The sequence below is a fragment of the Lysinibacillus telephonicus genome, assembly GCF_039654155.1.
In the GTDB taxonomy this organism is placed as follows: Bacteria; Bacillota; Bacilli; order Bacillales_A; family Planococcaceae; genus Ureibacillus; species Ureibacillus telephonicus.
The window spans coordinates 3127127-3144654 of sequence record NZ_CP155468.1; the positions used below are offsets into that span (position 1 = coordinate 3127127).

Here is a 17528-nt window from a genome sequence, read left to right on the forward strand (position 1 = left end):
GTTTATAAAGTAATGACTTTATTTACAAAAGCTGCCCATATATATTATTTAACTTTTAAAATTAAAGTTTATGAATTAAAGATTTTTAATTAATTCATTAGCGAATTCAGAACATTTAACTTCAGTAGCGCCTTCCATTAAACGAGCGAAGTCGTAAGTTACAACTTTAGAAGAAATTGTATTTTCTACAGATTTTGTAATTAAATCTGCAGCTTCTTGCCAACCTAGGTGTTCAAGCATTAATACGCCAGAAAGTAAAACTGATGATGGGTTTACTTTATCTAATCCAGCATATTTTGGAGCTGTACCGTGAGTAGCTTCGAAAATCGCATGACCAGTTACGTAGTTAATGTTAGCACCTGGAGCGATACCGATACCACCAACTTGAGCAGCTAATGCATCAGAAATGTAGTCACCATTTAAGTTCATTGTAGCAACAACATCAAATTCAGTTGGACGAGTTAAAATTTGTTGTAAGAAGATATCAGCGATAGAATCTTTTACGATGATTTTACCAGCAGCTTCAGCATCAGCTTGAGCTTTGTTAGCAGCTTCAGTGCCTTGTTCTGCTTTAATTGCATCGTATTGGTTCCAAGTGAATACTTTATCAGCATATTCACGTTCAGCTAATTCGTAACCCCATTTTTTGAATCCACCTTCAGTGAATTTCATGATGTTACCTTTGTGTACTAATGTTACAGAAGGACGGTTATGTTTAATTGCATACTCGATAGCAGAACGCACTAGACGCTCAGTACCTTCTTTAGAAACAGGTTTTACACCAATACCAGAAGTTTCTGGGAAACGAATTTTGTTTACACCAAATTCAGTTTGTAAGAAGTTAATAAGTTTTTTAGCTTCTGGAGATTCTGCTTCGTATTCAATACCAGCATAGATATCTTCAGTGTTTTCACGGAAAATAACCATATCAACATCTTCAGGGCGTTTAACTGGAGAAGGAACACCATCAAAGTGACGTACTGGACGTAAGCATACATATAAATCAAGTTGTTGACGTAATGCTACGTTTAGGGAACGAATACCGCCACCGATTGGAGTAGTAAGAGGTCCTTTAATTGCGATTAAATATTCATTGATTTTATCTAAAGTTTCTTGTGGTAACCATTCACCAGTTTGGTTGAATGCTTTTTCACCAGCTAGAACTTCTAACCATTCAATTTTCTTTTCACCGTTATAAGCTTTTTCAACAGCTGCGTCGATAACACGAGATGCTGCAGCCCAGATATCTGGACCAATTCCGTCACCTTCAATGAAAGGAATTGTTGGGTTATTTGGCACTTGAAGTACGCCATTTTCTACTACAATTTTAGTCATTTAAGTTGCCTCCTAAATTCATAAGTCTAGGACTGTGTTTTTAATCCATTACGCCTCGGCAACTGCATCAAAATTTTGTATCGCACGAAGACGATATAAAATCTGTAACACTCACCGGAGCGTTTTACATAAATTAGTCGGCGTTTTAGCCGACTAATTTATGCTAAAACACAGTCCTTGACAATTTTAGCATATTTTTTTGATTAGCGCTCATTAATTGGAACGTATTTTTGCATTCCTGGTCCAACATATTCTGCACGTGGACGAATTAAGCGGTTATTTGCATATTGTTCTAAGATATGTGCTACCCAACCTGATGTACGAGATACAGCAAAGATTGGTGTGAATAAATCATGCTCAATGCCTAGTGAATCATATACAGATGCTGAGAAGAAGTCAACGTTTGCTGGAAGACCTTTTTGACCAACAACCATGTCATGAATTTTTACTGACATATCATAAAGTTCTGGTTTACCAGTTAATTTAGTTAACTTTTCAGACATTACACGTAAATGTTTTGCGCGTGGGTCTCCTTTACGATATACGCGGTGACCGAAGCCCATGATTTTTTCTTTGTTATCTAATTTATTTTGAACCCAAGATTCAACTTTATCGATTGAACCGATTTCAGATAACATTTTCATTACTTGCTCGTTTGCACCACCGTGAAGTGGTCCTTTTAATGCACCGATTGCAGCTGTAATACCAGAATATACATCAGATAATGTTGCTACACATACACGAGCAGTGAATGTTGAAGCGTTTAATTCGTGGTCAGCATGTAATACTAACGCTTTATTGAATGCTTCTACTTCAATTGCTTGTGGCTCTTTGCCATGTAACATATATAAGAAGTTTGCAGCATATCCTAATTCAGGTTTTGGTGCAACTGGTTCTAAACCTCTACGGATACGAGAGAACCCAGTAACTACTGTTGCAATTTTCGCTTGTAGGCGAATTGCTTTACGATAGTTTGCTTCTGGAGACATGTCGTCTGCTTCCTCATCAAAAACACCTAATAATGATACAGCTGTACGAAGAGCTGCCATTGGGTGAACTGATTGTAATGGATATGATTTAAATTGATCGAAGATAGCTTGAGGTACTTCAGCATTTTCAGCTAGTTGTTTCGTTAACTCAGCTAGCTCATCTTCTTTTGGTAAACGTGTATGCCATAGTAAATATACTACTTCTTCAAATGTAGCGTTATCTGCTAAATCATCAATATTATAGCCAACGTATGTAAGTGTGTCGTCAATAATTGAACTGATTTTAGATTCCGCTGCTACGATACCTTCTAAACCACGTGTTGCTGTCATAAAAAATCGCTCCCTCATAATTTTTTAGTGTAAGTGCTTTCTTTCTTCAACATGAAGCACTAAAAGTGTTCTGCTCAATGAACCTATAAGTAAATCGCTTACATTGATTATTATAATAAATTTTGACGTCTTTGTGAATGAAATTGGATTAAATTAAGAAAAAACTGAATAGGGGATGAAAATTGGTAATTAAAGAGAATATTTTAAGATGAACGAGATATCAATTACATAAAATAGAGGTGACAGATTTGCAAACGAATAAAATAAATTTTTTTCCTTACAAAAACAGTGTAAAATTTTTAATCTTGATTGTTTACTTCGTTATATTATGGCTTATTTTGCCTGTTTCAATTGCAATCTTTTTTGCGTATTTCCTCTATCCTATTATAAACTTTTGCCATAAGCGGTTGAGGATTCCATACATATTAAGCGCAATCTTTATTTCAGTATTTATTTTTATATCAGTTTATACTTTTTTTTATATTACAGTCCAAAGCATCATCTCAATATATCCTGAAGTGAAAGATCAAGTACAAAACTTAGATATTTTGAATTCAGGAGATAATATCTTGCTAGAAACTATATTTAACAAATCATTATCATATATCGACTCTGCCATTTTGGGACTAGCAAATGTATTACAAGATATAATGGGGTATGTAATTGAATTATTTATCTTTGTCGTGTCATTCTTTTTTTCATTATTTGAGTCTAGAAAAAATAGATATTGGTTTTTCATTTATGTTCCAAAGCAATATCGTGATGAATGGAAACAGTATTTCATTAAAGCAACAAGTCTTTTTGGCTATTTTCTATATGTAGAATTTCAACTGTTTATCATTACATTTTTCTTATTAAGCATTGGACTTGCTCTTCTTCAATTTGAGCATCCGATAAATAAATCATTTTTAATTTCTTTAGCGGATGCATTGCCGTTTTTTGGTATCGGTCTTTTTCTAATACCTATTGCAATTTATTTTTTCGCAATTGGCGAAAGCTTTTTATGTTTTGCGTTGTTCATTCTTTACATCTTTATACAAATAACGAGGCAGATTGCTGAATCGTTGCTTTGGGCTTCGACATTTCATTTACGAACGGTCCATACATTTTTCATCAGTGCTGCCTCGATCCTCATCTTTGGTGTTTACGGAATTTTATTAAGCCCGTTTCTTTTACTTATTGCTGTAAAATTAAAGCAAAAATCTATCTATGAATAATGAAAACTTGTCCATTTTTAAGCTTTTTTCGCAGCCAATAATAAATCATTGGTTTGAATAGTTTTCTTGTAAACGAGAAAATAAAAGCAAATCCTAATATATCAGTTAAAAACCCCGGCAAGGCTAATAAAGCACCGCCAACAAAAATCATAAATGTATCGATCATTGCAACACCTGGGGGCATACCTTCTGCAATACTATTTCGTATATTCTGTACTGATTGTATACCTTGTTTTTTTGCAACAGTTATACCGATTACACTCGTTAGTAAAATTAATAACAGCGTATTAAAAACACCTATTATGTTGCCTATCAATATGAAGATGGCAATTTCTATTAAAACTATAGCGATTAATCCACCCATTAATTTTTTCAATTAATACCCTCCAATTGAGTAGATGCTTTTCTATATTATTATATACGATTTGTTAGGCTAAAAGTTTCATGAATTCTATTTTAATAAAGATTTAGCTGTTTAAAACATCTTACTGTTTTATATATGAGAATTGTACATCGTTGCTTTTCTAATAGTTGAATTATGTTTGTGAAGTTATTTGCATCGAAGCCCAGCGTCATAAGTACTCCAACAAAGTATTAGTGAAAATAAAAATCTGCTCATTTTTAAAGTTAATAAAATGAGCAGATTGATAATTTTATTAGTAGTTGAATTATTATATGACCAAGCTTTTAGATAGCTTTAACAAAATTCATTATATTATTAAAGAACGCTAGCGTGTCCTTTATATACAACACCTGTTTCGGCATCCATTGTAATCTCTTGTCCGTGTCGAATTAATGTTGTTGCTTCTTTTACTCCAACTATAACTGGAATTCCCAAGCTTAGTCCAACAACAGCGGCGTGGCTTGTTAATCCACCTTCTTCAGTAATAATACCCGCACACTGCTCGATAATTGGCATCATTTCACGATCAGTTGAAACTGTTACTAAAATGCAACCTTCTGTATCGTATGCAGATGCTTCTTCAGCATTTTTCACAACAATCGCGTTTCCTACAACGGATAGTTTTCCTACACCTTGGCCTTTTGCTAATAAATCCCCAATTACATGTACTTTCATTAAGTTCGTTGTACCAGCTTCACCTACTGGAACTCCGGCAGTAATAATTACTACATCGCCATGATCTACATAATTATGTTTTAACGATTCGTCTACTGATAATTCTAATATTTCATCTGTTGTTGTTACTCTTGGTGTAATGATTGGTGTTACACCCCAAACAAGTGTTAATTGTTGTGCTGTTGAACGATGGTTTGTAATCCCAATAATAGGTACACCAGGACGGTATTTTGCAATCATTCTTGCAGTTGTACCGCTTGATGTTGGTGCCAGCACTGCTTTTACACCTAAATTAATTGAAGTATATGCTACAGCTTGAGAAAGGGCTTCTGTCATCGTTGTACCTTTTTCTTTACTGCGAGTTGCTACTATTGAACGATAATCCAACGAATTCTCAGTGTACTCTGCAATTTTATTCATAGTGCGTACAGATTCAACTGGATATAAACCTGCTGCCGTTTCACCTGAAAGCATGATTGCATCAGTACCATCTATAATGGCATTCGCAACATCACTTGCTTCAGCACGAGTAGGGCGAGGATTGCGCTGCATTGAATCTAGCATTTGAGTAGCAGTAATTACAGGTTTTCCTACTTGATTACATTTTTTAATTAATGTTTTTTGTACAAGTGGAACTTCTTCAGCAGGAATTTCTACCCCTAAATCCCCGCGGGCAACCATAAGACCATCTGACACTTGAATAATTTCATCAATATTGTCAACGCCCTCTTGGTTTTCAATTTTCGGGATGATTTGGATATGGCTGCCGCCGTTTTGCTCTAATAGTTCACGAATTTCAAGTACATCTTTTGACGTACGTACGAAGGAAGCTGCAATAAAGTCTACTCCTTGTTCTATACCAAATAGTATATCTTGAGCATCTTTTTCTGTAATACCTGGGAGTTTTACAGATACTCCTGGCACATTAACGCCTTTTTTATTTTTTAGTACCCCAGCATTTTCTACAATAGTATGAATTAAACCTTTTTCTTTATCTTTAGCTAAAACCCGAAGTTCAATTAATCCGTCATCAAGTAAAATCTTGTCATTTTGATCTACATCATCAATTAGGTTCTCATACGTAACTGAAAAACTTTTTTCATTTCCAACAACTTCTGTCATAGAAATATCAATTACTTGCCCTTGTGATAAATGTAATTCACCGTTCTCCATTGTGTGTGTACGAATTTCCGGCCCTTTTGTATCAAGTAATATACCAACCGTTTTATTTAATCTTTCCGCAACATCACGAATTGTTGCGATGCGTACAGCATGTTCTTCATGATTGCCATGGGAAAAGTTTAATCTTGCAACGTTCATACCCGCTTTTATTAATTCTTCAAGCATTTCTGGCGATTCACTTGCTGGACCAATTGTACATACTATTTTTGTTTTTCTCATATTTTTCTCTCCGTTTTTCTATAGTTATTATATTGAAAGTTCTTTTGATAATGTATAAAGGCTTACATCTGCTTTATGTTTCTTCGTAAACGCCTCTTCTAAATCATAATCAATAACTTGATGATTTTTTATACCTACTGCTCTACCACTTCGACCCTCTAATAAAACTTCTACTGCTTTAGCTCCTAAACGGCCGGCTAAAACTCGATCCCTTGCTGAAGGGGATCCTCCTCGTTGAATATGTCCTAATACAGATACTCTTGTTACAATATTTGCTTTTTCTTTCAATATTCTCGCTAGTTCACTACCCGACATGACACCTTCTGCAACAATAATAATACTATGTTTTTTTCCACGTGCGCTACCACGTTGAATACGGGAGATAATATCATCAATATCATATTGCTCCTCAGGAATTAATACCGACTCAGCACCGGCAGCTAGTCCTGCCCATAAGGCGATATCGCCGGCATCTCTTCCCATTACTTCCACAATAAAAGAATTTTCATGACTTGTTGCTGTATCACGGATTTTATCGATAGAATCAATCACTGTATTAAGTGCAGTATCAAATCCAATTGTATACTCTGTTCCGGGAATATCATTATCTATCGTTCCTGGGACGCCAACACATGGAAAACCCTTTTTCGTTAGCTCCATTGCGCCTCGATAAGAACCGTCGCCGCCAATTACAACGAGACCCTCCACACCTGCTTCTTCCATCTTTTTAATACCTTGAAGCTGATACTTGTCCTCTTTAAATTGTGGGCATCGAGAAGAAAATAGTTTTGTTCCTCCACGTTGAATGATTCCTCCAACCGAGCCTAAATCTAAAAGCTCCATTCTGCCTTCAATAAATCCCTCATAACCGTGATAAATTCCCATTACTTCCACACCATGGAAATTCGCTTTACGAACGACCGCGCGAATCGCCGCATTCATTCCAGGTGAATCTCCCCCACTTGTTAAAACGGCTATCCTTTTCATAATTCTCCAGCCCCTCCTAAAAAAACCTCTCTTATTAAACACATTAGCATAAAAATCTTCCATTGTAAGTTATACATATAACTTAACACAATCTTTTTACAAAAATAACAATCAATTACTACTAGGTATAATTTCGTTTAGTTTTTTGCATGCAATAATGATATTGATTGCTTAAGTGTTGCCAAATTAGGAAGTCCTTTTAACCTAAGAACCTCTTAATATCATTAGCATTTAAGGGGAAATCTCCCCATCTACTAAGATTGAGTTTTAAGCTCTATACTGCGCATTTTACATAAAACCTGAACGAATGAAGATATTTTGGTTAAATTGGAAGTTCAACTAATATAAACAATACATGATATTATTTTACTATATGTCAGAAAAAAACGACAAAACCCTTTTTGGATTTTGTCATTTTAAATTTACATTTCTTCTAACTCAATAAATTGCCCAATCTTTCTAAACTTATCATAACGATTTTCAATTAATTCTATTTCTGATAGCGAGTTCAGCTCGTTTAGTGCTGATGAAATGCAATCTTTTAATGATTTTGCTTGGGCTTGTAAATCTCGGTGGGCACCACCTGATACTTCAGGTACTATACCATCAATAATATCCATTTCTTTTAAATCATATGCAGTGATTTTCATCGCTTCAGCGGCTTGTTTTGCTAAGCTTGCATCCTTCCATAATATAGATGCAGCACCCTCAGGTGAGATTACAGAATAAGTAGAGTTTTCTAGCATAAAGATTTTATTTGCAACCCCAAGTGCTAAAGCTCCTCCACTTCCCCCTTCACCAATTACAATACTTATAACCGGCACCTTTAAGCCTGCCATTTCGAAAAGGTTTTTTGCTATTGCTTCACTTTGACCACGCTCTTCAGCAGCCTTGCCAGGATATGCTCCCTTTGTATCGATAAAACAAATAATTGGACGACCAAATTTTTCAGCCTGTTTCATTAAACGAAGCGCTTTTCGGTATCCTTCAGGATGCGGCATACCAAAATTGCGGCGGATATTTTCCTTCGTTGTTTTTCCTCGTTGATGACCAATAATTGTAATAGGTTGTCCATCAAAGAACGCTATACCTCCTACAATTGCCTCGTCATCCCCATATGAACGATCGCCGTGTAATTCAATAAAATCCGTGCAAATTTCTTCAATATATTCTAATGTAGTTGGACGCATTGGATGTCTTGCTACTTGAACACGATCCCAAGGCTCCATATTGGAGTATATCTGTGTTTCCAACTGTTTAAGCCTTGTTTCAAGAGTTTCAATTTCTCCAGTCATATCAACATCGGCAGTTTTAGCAATTTCTTTTAATTCATCGATTTTTTCACGTAGTTTTATAACAGGTTCCTCAAAACCAAGCGTTTTAGACATGAGATACTCCCCCCTTACTATGCATTTTCACTAGAGTAGCAATTTTATCGCGCATTTCTTTTCTATGGAAAATCGCATCTAATTGGCCATGAGCAAGTAAAAATTCTGCTGTTTGGAAATCATCAGGCAGTTTTTCACGTACCGTTTGTTCGATTACTCGTCGTCCAGCAAATCCTATTAGAGCTTGTGGTTCTGAAATATTTAAATCACCTAATGATGCAAAGCTTGCTGAAACCCCCCCAGTAGTTGGATGAGTCATAACAGATATAAATAGCAACCCAAGATCACTATGACGCTTAAGAGCAACACTTGTTTTTGCCATTTGCATAAGGGAAATAACCCCTTCCTGCATTCGTGCTCCACCACTCGCTGTAAAGATTATAAATGGCAATTTAAGTTCTGTAGCTTTTTCAATAGCTCGTGTAATTTTCTCACCAACAACAGAGCCCATTGATCCCATTCGGAAATGTGAATCCATAATTGCTACAACAACTTGTTCGCCTTTCACGTTGCCAATACCCGTTAAAACAGCCTCATTTAAACCTGTTTTTAGAGCATCTATTTCTACTTTCTCTAAATATGATGGGAATTTTAATGGATTTGAAGTTCTTAAATTTCCATCAAAAGATTCAAACGTACCTTCATCAATAAAAATAGAGACCCGTTCCCAAGCTGTCATTTTATTATGATAATCACAATGTGGACATACTTTTAAATTATTTTCCAGCTCTTTGGTTAAATAGATTTTTTTACATTCAGGACATTTTGTCATTAAATCTGCAGGAAAGGAGCTCTCTTTATTTCGATCAACAATGACGCCTTTTTGTTTCTTTTTGTTTAATGATAATAAATTTCGTATTGCCATTGCTTTTCCCCCTTAGTGGTTTATAAAATAGAATTTCTTAAATAGTTCATCCAATCTTCGTAAGCTTCAAGTGCTTCTTTTTCATATCCTAATTGCAATGATTTTAAAAGCATTTGAAGCTTCAATTTCTCGTCGACTGTCGTTGGTTGTTTTAATGGTTTTGTACTATATGCTGCGAGTTGAAGCCATATTTTTAATGCAAGTCGATTTCCAGAGGCAATAATTAGCTCTTTTAAAATATCATTTCGAATAACATCATTATCTACTTCTAGCTTCATGAATAAGCTTTCCCAAACAGGTAAATTTCGTAATGACCGATCAGAGCATATAACTCGAATTGCCTCTTTTTCATGCATTCTTCTAGTGGTATGGACATCTTCTATGGATTTATTTTCTTGTAAAATAAAGGAAGCAAGTATTTCGACTAATTGATGCGACTGCACTACTGCTAAAAAAGTTCCCCCACCGTGTCTTGTTTCAATAAGACCTAGCAGCTCCAAGCTTCTTAATGCTTCTCTAACAGAAGAGCGCCCAACATTTAAACGTTCAGACAGTACTCGCTCAGATGGAAGTTTATCACCAGGCTGTATGCCCTCGGACTTAATTAGCTCGCGCAAATGTTTTACAATCTTCAAAAATACTTTTTTATTCTCCGTTTTTGTATCCATAAGCACCTCGCACGCAAAAGAAATAATAATATACTCCTATTTGCACCAGTATTCATATATCCAATCAATGGAAATGGAAAGTGGTCTGACCACTTTTGAATTAAGCATACAGAACAAAAAACTCTTTGTAAAGAAAAAACTGTGTTTTAAAACACAGTTTTTTGTATTTCATTCTTAAGTTTTCTCGTCACTGACTATTTTTCATTATTTTTACCTTAATTTGCGGACTGCTATTTCTAACTTCTAAAACACCTTCGACATAAACAATCCGATCTTCTTTCATCCACCCAATTACCTCATTATACTGTTGTGGAAAAAGAGTTGCAGAAACAGAGCCATATTCATCCTGTAATTGTACAAAGGCCATTAATTCACCTTTTTTCGTTCTAATTTGACGAATTAATTCAACCATCCCAACAAACTTTATAAACGTATTTGGCCGTGCATTGCGTATTGTTTGCACTGTGCAATTAATATCTTGAAATTTCGTACGCTCAAGTGCTACAGGATGCTCCGACAAATAAAAACCTAATACTTCTTTTTCAAATTGAAGTTTGATTTTATCTGGTATCGATTCAGCCTGTATATACTTTGGTTTCCCAAATAAAAAACCGTCGGCAGAGAATAAATCATTTTCTTCAGTCGGGCGAACTAGCGCAGCATGTTTTTCAGCAGCTTCAATAGTAGCTAGCAGAGTGGCTCTATCTCTTCTGAAATCATCAAGAGCACCTGATTTGATTAACGGCTCTATTGCTTTTCGATTAAAATAAAGGCCACTTAGACTAACAGCAAGGTCAAATATGTCCTCAAATTGCTGTTCTTTCAATTTTCGAATTTCCATTAGCTTTTGCAGGAAAGGCTGAGGTACTCCTTTAATAGCAGAAAGACTAAATCGAATTTTGCCATTTTCTACTGTGAAAATTCTTAAACTTTTTTGAATAGAAGGTCTTAAAATTTCAATTCCTTTATTTCTAGCTTCCACTATTAATTGAAACAATTTTTCTTGATTCCCGATTGCATTTGTCATTAAAGCTGCGTAAAAGTTCGCAGGGTAGTTCGCTTTTAAATATGCCATTTGGTATGAGATTAAGCTATACGCAACAGCATGGCTTTTCGGAAATCCATAATCTGCAAACCGAACGATTAATGCATAAACCTCTTTTGCAACTTGTTCTGGAAAGCCTTTTGCAACAGCTCCTTTTACGAAGGATGATTGCTGCTGTTCAAGAACTTCCCGCTTCTTTTTACTAACTGCTCTTCGAAGTAAATCTGCCTCTCCTATTGTAAATCCAGCGAATATGTGGGCAATTTGCATAATTTGTTCTTGGTACACAATAACGCCATAAGTTTCACTCAAAATAGGTTCTAGTACAGGATGCGGCATAACAACAGGCTCCATCCTTGCTTTTCGTCTTGCATAGACTGGGATAAATTCCATTGGCCCTGGACGATAGAGCGCATTAACGGCAACAATATCTAAAAATTCTGTAGGTTTAATCTCTTGCAAAGCATTTTTCATCCCATCAGATTCAAGCTGAAATATTCCCGTTGTGTCACCTTTTTGCAAAAGCTGGAACGTTTTTTCATCGTCCAATGGAATTTGATTAAAATCAATCCATTTTCGCTGGGTATAATATATCGATTGCCTGATATTTTCTAAAATCGTTAAATTTCTAAGACCTAAAAAGTCCATTTTTAATAATCCGCTTTGTTCTACCTCTTGCATAGGCCATTGAGTTAAATAAATGCCATCATGTCCGTTTTCAATTGGAATAACTTCTACTAATGGAATAGGACTTAATACTACACCTGCTGCATGTGTTGATGCATTTCTAGGTAATCCCTCTAGTTTTTTCGCAGTATCAAACCATCGCTTCCGTATTTGTTCTGCTTCAATCCAATTTCTAAGCGGCTCAGAAGTTTGATAAGCTTCATGCAATGTAATCCCAAGCTTATTTGGAATAAGCTTGGAAATCATTGCAAGTGTTTCACTTTCAAAATTAAACATCCTTGCAACATCTCTTGCAACGGCTTTGGCCGACAATGTACCGAACGTAATAATTTGGGCAACATATTGCTTTCCATATTTCTCAGACACATATTGAATAACTTCTTGCCGCTTTGTATCAACAAAATCAATATCAATATCTGGAAGCGTTACACGTTCAGGATTTAAAAATCGTTCAAACAGCAAACCATATTTTATTGGATCTACTTGTGTGATATGAAGACAATAAGCAACAAGCGAGCTTGCTGAAGAACCGCGTCCAGGTCCTGTTAGAATTGCCGATTTTCGTGCAAAACTCATAAAATCTGCAACAATTAGGAAATAATCTGCATATCCCATCGAATTAATGATTTGCAATTCATATTGCAATCTTTTCATATACACTTTATGTGGAGATTCTGTTTGTAAACGAGCTTTCAAGCCATGTAATGCCATTTCTGCTAAGACATTTTCTGCTGTTTGCCCTTCATTTAATGGAAACTTCGGCATGTAGTGTACGTTATAAGATAATTCTACCTTACAGCTAAGTAAAAGCCTTTTGCTTTCCTCAAGCCATTGCGGTCGATCCTTATACCATGCATGCCATTGCTCTGATGTTGGAATATATTGATACATATGCCCATTATGTTCCGATTCGTTAAGCTTAATCCCTGTTTCAATTGCTCGGGCTACTTCAAATGCAAAATGATCCTCTTCAGACATAAATAAACATTCATGGATGGCCATACATTTAATTTGAAAATGCTCACTTAATCTAACCGCTTTCTCTTCAAAAGCTGAAATTACCCCTCCACTTCGTGATATCCCTATATGTAGATTATTTTGGAATACTTCATAGACCTGCTGTACATATGTTAAATTGCTATCTTGAAGCCAAATTGCTTCTTCTTCTAGAACAGGAAGTACAACTGCACACCCTTTTGAGTATGCTACCAGCCATCGCCAAGGGAGCATTTCATCTTGTCGAATCGATATACTGCTCGAAATTTTCAACAAGTTTTTATAGCCTTCGTTTGTTTTAGCATAAATAATAAGTGGTAATGAAAGCGTCTCTGTATATTGAACCCGTACAGCTAATCCGATAACAGGATGCACCCCAGCATCTTTCATCGCACGCCAAAAAGGCAAAAGCCCGTACAATTTCGTATTTACCATTGCACATGCTTCTGCCTTTTGATTTTTTAAAAAAGGGATGAGCTCTTCAATACGAATTGTACTTTTCAATAAATCTGCACTTGTTCGTATTTGTGGATATGCGACTGTCAAAACTTCATCCCTCCAGTTTTATTTATAATTGCGGCAAATTTCTTTTAAATCTTCAATAACACGGTCAGCCTCTTCCCAAGAAAAAGCTGTTGCACCTGAAGCAAGCGGGTGTCCCCCGCCATGGTATCTTTTCGCTAACTCATTAATAATAGGGCCTTTCGAACGTAATCGAACTCGAATTTGATCTGTTTCTTCAACTAAAATTACCCACGCTTTTACGCCTTTAATATTACTTAACGATCCTACTAATAATGATGTGTCAGAAGGTGTTACTTGAAACTTCTGCAATATTTCTTTTGATAGTTTTATATAGGCAGCTCCATTATCATCCATATCAAAATTTTGATACATATAACCTTGAAGCTGAAGTAGGTTTGGATCCTTTTCATATAATCCATTAAACACTTCATTGCGATCAAAGTTATTACGAATCAATTGACCAGCAATCTCAAAAGTTTTTACTGATGCACTTGGATATAAGAATCTCCCTGTATCCCCTACGATACCGGCAAACAGCAATCGAGCAGCTGCATCGGACAATTGCCAATTTTTATATTCAGACCCTTCCATAAACAACTCATAGATCATCTCACTGCATGAGCTTGCATTTGTATCAACCCATAGTAAATCACCGTAAGCATCATCATTTGGGTGATGATCAATTTTTATTAGGAAAGCTCCTTTTGAATAACGTGAATCATCAATTCTATCTGTATTTGCTGTATCTGTTACGATAACTAGTGCATTTTGAAATACTTCATCCTCAATTTCATCAGGACTTGCTAGAAAGTCTAACGTATGATCATGCATACCTACTGCAAAAATTGATTTATTTGGATAGTTTATCTCTAATAATTTTTTTAGTCCGATTTGGGAACCGTATGCATCCGGATCTGGTCGCACGTGGCGGTGAATGATAATTGTATCATACTGTTCAATTTTGTCGATGATTTGTCGTTTCAAAATGGATTTCCCCCTATTATCTCTATTTTTTTTGTTATGTGTTAGCATTTTTCTAAAAAAATCGTTACAATAAATTCAGTGTGTTGCTTTTATGGGAGGTTTAAAATGTTAAATTATATTTTCGTATTTTTAATTGTTTTATCATTTGCTGCTTATTTTTATTATAAAACAAAACAATTCCGTTCTACTTTACCCATTCGTAAAAAATGGTATAAAGCAAAAGCAGGTGTAGCATTAGGTATGTTTATAATTGCTTTCGGGTTAAATACATGCATTATTTATCCAACTCTAGTGGGATTTGCAATTGCTACGGTTTTCATCGTTGTAGGGTTTATGGAAGCTTACTCCAACTTTAAACGTGCTCGTCATGAAGGACGATTTGTCCAAGAAGAGTATGAACTTAATAAATAATAATTAGGATGGGTGAACCAAAACATAAAATTTGGGATCACCCTTTTTTCTTTTAAGGTTGCAAAGTGTAGCTTTTTTGAATATTGTCTAGCTTCAGCGCGCAAGCCCCTCGAGGTCGCTTCTGTCCCTCGGTCGAAAGCTTGAAAGACGCTTTCGATTCGGGCCATCCGCCGCACACGGATGTGCAAGCCCGACAAGACATGCGATATGGCGTTTTTGTCGGCCAGCGCTTGAGGCTCACACGATGTGAGTCATGTCGGCGATGCCACAGGACGGGGCGCTCTTGCCGACGCGGGGCTAACCGGGGCGCTTCCGCTTTTAATTATCGTTCTAATAATTGGAACATCATCATTGCTTTACCAACTAGGGTTGTCTCATTATAGATATCGAAATCCATTTTTACAAATTTTCGACTCATATCTAAAATATGTGGAACTACAGTTAGCACACTTTCCATTTGGATTGGTTTAAGAAAGTATATTGTCATATTTTCTGCAACCGCATCCCCTCGTTTTCTTCTTTTTAACGCGAATGAACCGACTTCAGAGAGAAGAGTAGTAAAGGCGCCATAAGAAATAGCACCGTATTGGTTAGTCATTTGCGGGGTAACTGTAAATTCAACTACTACATCCTCTTCGCCTAACACTTTGATTTCACTTTTCACTAAATCATCAATTGTTTCACCATGCTGAGGCTGTCTTTGTGCATGCTGCAATGCTTTCAACACATCTTGCCGACTGATGACACCTTTAAGAATACCTTCATCATTTACGATAGGCAGTAAATCAATTCCTTCCCAAATCATTCGGTGACCAGCAGAAGCAACACTTGTTTTCATCGATCCGGAAATCGGATTTTTTGTCATAACTTTATCAATTGATTCTGATTCCTCTTTACCGATAACGTCCTTTACTGTAATCATCCCCACTAATTTATTGGCTCCTGTTACAACAGGGAAAGCTCCATGGGAAGTTTTTAAATTTAAATTATGGAAATCAGCAATCAAATCTGTATTTTTCAATGTTGCTGTTTCCTCTATCGGAACATAAATATCTTCGATTAATAAAATGTCTTTTTTAATTAATTGGTCATAGATTGCACGGTTTATCATCGTGGCTACTGTAAATGTATCGTAGCTTGACGAAATGATGGGCAGCTCTAATTCGTCTGCGAGTCTTTTGTTTTCCTCCGTTGTATCAAAGCCACCTGTAATTAGCACAGCAGCGCCAGCCTTTAGTGCATTTTCATGTGCTTTAAAACGGTTCCCGACTATTAAGAGGCTCCCTGCATCAGTGTAGCGCATCATATCATCTAACTGCATTGCACCAATAACGAATTTAGTTAAAGTTTTATGTAACCCCGATTTACCACCTAAAACTTGCCCGTCCACAATATTTACTATTTCAGCAAAAGTTAAGCGTTCAATATTTTCTTTTTTCTTTTTTTCAATTCGAATCGTTCCAACACGTTCAATTGAGCTTACTAAACGACGATTCTCAGCTTCTTTAATTGCACGATATGCTGTACCTTCACTTACTTGCATTTCCTTTGCAATTTGACGTACTGAAATTTTATCGCCAACTGGCAATGATTCGATGTACTGTAATATTTTCTCATGTTTTGTTGACACGGTAATCACCTATTTCTCATCTATCTTACTTGCCATTAGTGTAACATATTTCAATTATGTATTGATAAAAGGAGCCTATAATATTGTTTAAAATTAAACATTTTAATGAACAGTGAAAAGGAGTTGTCCAAAACAACTTTTTGGTCAACCCCTTTCAATCTGCAATAATAGACTACATAAACTGATGGAAGCTGTCTTTTGTCAACTTTAAAATCTTTATTCCATTATAAAACTACTGTTCCACCTGCTTCTAATATTTGCACTTCACTTTCTTTTACTAATTCAGCAAATACTTTTGGATCTTGTTTAATAAGAGGGAATGTATTGTAATGAATCGGTACTACTGTTTTTGGTTTTAATAAGGAAACTGCATAAGCTGCATCCTCAGGACCCATCGTAAAGTTATCGCCAATAGGTATAAAAGCAACGTCAATTTCGTTTCTTTCTCCGATAAGCTTCATATCGCCAAAAAGGGCTGTATCTCCTGCATGATAAATAGTTAACCCTTCAGCATAAAATAAAATTCCACCTGGCATACCAGTATAAATGATCTCATTGTTTTCTGTTACATAAGAAGATCCATGGAATGCTTGTGTATATTTCACCTTCCCAAAGTCAAATTGATAAGAACCACCAATATGCATAGGATGAGCATTTACTCCTTGCCATGATAAATAGTTTGCAAGTTCATTAGGAGCTACTACCAATGAATTATTTGCCTTTGCTAATTCTACTGTATCTCCTACGTGATCATTATGCCCATGAGTTAGCAGGATAACATCTGGTGATTCTTCTTCTACTTTTAAGTCTGTCATATTATTTCCACGAATAAATGGATCGATAATAATATTCGTGCCATTCGTTTTTATTTTGACAATTGAATGTCCATGAAAAGATAATTCCATTATTTATCCTCCTTAACGTTTCACTTCAATAACATTATTCTATTTCGAACCCTTTTTTTCCTTCTTTTTGCTATACTATTAGACATA

General features: G+C 35.8%; 14 protein-coding genes. 2 read left to right on the forward strand and 12 right to left on the reverse strand.

Features of this window, described 5'->3' with window-relative positions:
- Positions 1 to 75 precede the first annotated feature (75 nt).
- Both icd and citZ read right to left on the reverse strand, forming a co-directional pair.
- Positions 76 to 1335 (reverse strand): NADP-dependent isocitrate dehydrogenase, encoded by a 1260-nt coding sequence (icd, locus tag MKY04_RS15090; RefSeq protein ID WP_126294650.1) that lies wholly within the window; start codon positions 1333 to 1335, stop codon positions 76 to 78.
- Between the two features lie 203 nt (positions 1336 to 1538).
- Complete coding sequence (citZ, locus tag MKY04_RS15095) at positions 1539 to 2654, reverse strand: citrate synthase (RefSeq protein ID WP_126294649.1); 1116 nt, start codon at positions 2652 to 2654, stop codon at positions 1539 to 1541.
- Positions 2655 to 2893: 239 nt separating this feature from the next.
- On the opposite strand from citZ, the gene MKY04_RS15100 reads away from it, so the two are divergent.
- On the forward strand, positions 2894 to 3871 hold the full coding sequence (locus MKY04_RS15100; RefSeq protein WP_246020329.1) for an AI-2E family transporter: 978 nt from the start codon (positions 2894 to 2896) through the stop codon (positions 3869 to 3871).
- Here the strand turns inward: MKY04_RS15100 and MKY04_RS15105 are convergent.
- The 8 genes from MKY04_RS15105 to MKY04_RS15140 form a co-directional block, all read right to left on the reverse strand.
- Positions 3858 to 4247, reverse strand: coding sequence for an FxsA family protein (locus tag MKY04_RS15105; RefSeq protein ID WP_126294648.1), 390 nt, complete (start codon positions 4245 to 4247; stop codon positions 3858 to 3860). The genes MKY04_RS15100 and MKY04_RS15105 overlap by 14 nt on opposite strands.
- Before the next feature lie 342 nt (positions 4248 to 4589).
- Positions 4590 to 6350 carry a pyruvate kinase gene (gene pyk / locus MKY04_RS15110; protein WP_126294647.1) on the reverse strand — a complete coding sequence of 587 codons (1761 nt, stop codon included), beginning with the start codon at positions 6348 to 6350 and terminating at the stop codon, positions 4590 to 4592.
- Between the two features lie 27 nt (positions 6351 to 6377).
- Positions 6378 to 7337 carry a 6-phosphofructokinase gene (gene pfkA / locus MKY04_RS15115; RefSeq protein ID WP_126294646.1) on the reverse strand — a complete coding sequence of 320 codons (960 nt, stop codon included), beginning with the start codon at positions 7335 to 7337 and terminating at the stop codon, positions 6378 to 6380.
- A 422-nt stretch (positions 7338 to 7759) separates the two neighbouring features.
- The gene (gene accA, locus MKY04_RS15120; protein ID WP_126294645.1) at positions 7760 to 8725 is read right to left on the reverse strand and encodes an acetyl-CoA carboxylase carboxyl transferase subunit alpha; all 966 of its coding nucleotides are present in this window, start codon (positions 8723 to 8725) and stop codon (positions 7760 to 7762) included.
- Complete coding sequence (gene accD, locus MKY04_RS15125; RefSeq protein ID WP_126294644.1) at positions 8718 to 9590, reverse strand: acetyl-CoA carboxylase, carboxyltransferase subunit beta; 873 nt, start codon at positions 9588 to 9590, stop codon at positions 8718 to 8720. Before accD ends, accA begins: the two co-directional genes overlap by 8 nt.
- Before the next feature lie 20 nt (positions 9591 to 9610).
- Positions 9611 to 10258, reverse strand: coding sequence for a FadR/GntR family transcriptional regulator (locus MKY04_RS15130; RefSeq protein WP_126294643.1), 648 nt, complete (start codon positions 10256 to 10258; stop codon positions 9611 to 9613).
- Between the two features lie 187 nt (positions 10259 to 10445).
- On the reverse strand, positions 10446 to 13532 hold the full coding sequence (gene dnaE, locus MKY04_RS15135) for a DNA polymerase III subunit alpha (protein WP_346234659.1): 3087 nt from the start codon (positions 13530 to 13532) through the stop codon (positions 10446 to 10448).
- 18 nt (positions 13533 to 13550) lie between these two features.
- Positions 13551 to 14495 (reverse strand): DHH family phosphoesterase, encoded by a 945-nt coding sequence (locus tag MKY04_RS15140; RefSeq protein ID WP_126294641.1) that lies wholly within the window; start codon positions 14493 to 14495, stop codon positions 13551 to 13553.
- Between the two features lie 105 nt (positions 14496 to 14600).
- Here MKY04_RS15140 and MKY04_RS15145 point away from each other — a divergent pair, with 105 nt between their 5' ends.
- The gene (locus tag MKY04_RS15145) at positions 14601 to 14906 is read left to right on the forward strand and encodes a YtpI family protein (RefSeq protein WP_126294640.1); all 306 of its coding nucleotides are present in this window, start codon (positions 14601 to 14603) and stop codon (positions 14904 to 14906) included.
- 322 nt (positions 14907 to 15228) lie between these two features.
- Here MKY04_RS15145 and MKY04_RS15150 read toward each other — a convergent pair whose 3' ends face one another.
- Both MKY04_RS15150 and MKY04_RS15155 read right to left on the reverse strand, forming a co-directional pair.
- Positions 15229 to 16536 carry a DRTGG domain-containing protein gene (locus MKY04_RS15150; protein WP_126294639.1) on the reverse strand — a complete coding sequence of 436 codons (1308 nt, stop codon included), beginning with the start codon at positions 16534 to 16536 and terminating at the stop codon, positions 15229 to 15231.
- Between the two features lie 224 nt (positions 16537 to 16760).
- Entirely contained in the window at positions 16761 to 17441 is a 681-nt protein-coding gene (locus MKY04_RS15155) for a metal-dependent hydrolase (protein ID WP_126294638.1), read from the reverse strand.
- Positions 17442 to 17528: the final 87 nt, after the last annotated feature.